This window comes from Acinetobacter sp. YH16032 (assembly GCF_013417345.1).
Taxonomy (GTDB): Bacteria; Pseudomonadota; Gammaproteobacteria; order Pseudomonadales; family Moraxellaceae; genus Acinetobacter.
This window is the reverse complement of record NZ_VPEE01000168.1, coordinates 1-1,024: the sequence shown is the minus strand read 5'-3', so window position 1 is coordinate 1,024 and position 1,024 is coordinate 1. Positions and strand designations below refer to the sequence as shown.

At 43.3% G+C, this 1,024-nt stretch carries 1 protein-coding gene; it reads right to left on the bottom strand.

Annotated features, from left to right (window positions below; genetic code table 11):
- Positions 1-60: 60 nt before the first annotated feature.
- Positions 61-966: a P-type conjugative transfer protein TrbL gene (gene trbL / locus FTV32_RS17200; RefSeq protein ID WP_204832353.1), complete on the bottom strand. Its 906-nt coding sequence runs from the start codon at positions 964-966 to the stop codon at positions 61-63.
- Positions 967-1,024: the final 58 nt, after the last annotated feature.

Below are 1,024 nucleotides of genomic sequence, written 5' to 3'. Positions count from 1 at the left end.
AAAAAACGTATAAAACAACAACTAAACAAATGCGAATAATCAGAAAAAATCTGTCTCGCCCTATGAGATAGTGTTTTCATCCTGATTGCTTTTAGATCGTTTTGACCGTAGCTCGTTTGCTTTATTCATCATCGAGCCAGCCATACGTCCACCAGTCGTAGAACCACTTAAACGACTACCAAGGTCACTTTTTAAAGCAGAACTCATATTCATGGCCATATTACCAGCCATAAAACCAGCTTTACCCATTGCACTCGATGGGCCTGTGCCAGTTGCTTGAGCCGTTTTAAGCTGTTCACTTGCCAACGCTCCAGCGCCTTTTGTAGCCATAGACGCACCAGCTGCACCAGCAGCAGCGCCAGCTGTCGCAGCAGCCACAGCACGTAGGGCAGAAGTTAAAGCAGCACCACTTCCAATAGATGAACCGTTAATCACACCTTGGAGCATATCAGGCACAATTTTGGTTAATGCCAGCAGTACCACACTACAGCCAATCATACCGACCAAACTTACATTGTCTTCAACATTAAAGCCCGTAGCCCACTCTTGGATAAAAGTAAGTCCAAGACCTGCAATCAATTGTAAGATAAATATTTTTGCACCGACTGAAACAGCATATTGAATAGTTTTCAAGGCATAGTCTTTCGTCCATTGCGAACCTGCAAACCCCATCATTAAGACACTAGCTGACACCACGATATACATTTCAACCAACGCCAAAACCAAGAACGCACAAATCAAGGCAAATGCAATCATGATAATGATTGAAGCAATCAGCATCCCCAATGAATCAATAGGCGACCAAGCACTTACCGAGTTTAAAATCTCTTGGACGATCTTCCAGCCGTTCACAAAAAAATCTGAGGGTGTAAGCAGACTGTAGCCACTGGCGGTAGATGCAGCCTGCCTGAAGCTATTTACAATCGCTTCAGCGAACGTTGCTGAGTTCATCAAAAGCCATGACATAAAGCCAGAATCAAAAAATTATTATGTGATCAGATTTCTTTTCTGCTCAAACTGCTCT

Bases quoted from the DNA above. Each gene is read 5' to 3' on its own strand.
- trbL (WP_204832353.1), bottom strand. From the start codon at position 966: ATGTCATGGCTTTTGATGAACTCAGCAACGTTCGCTGAAGCGATTGTA.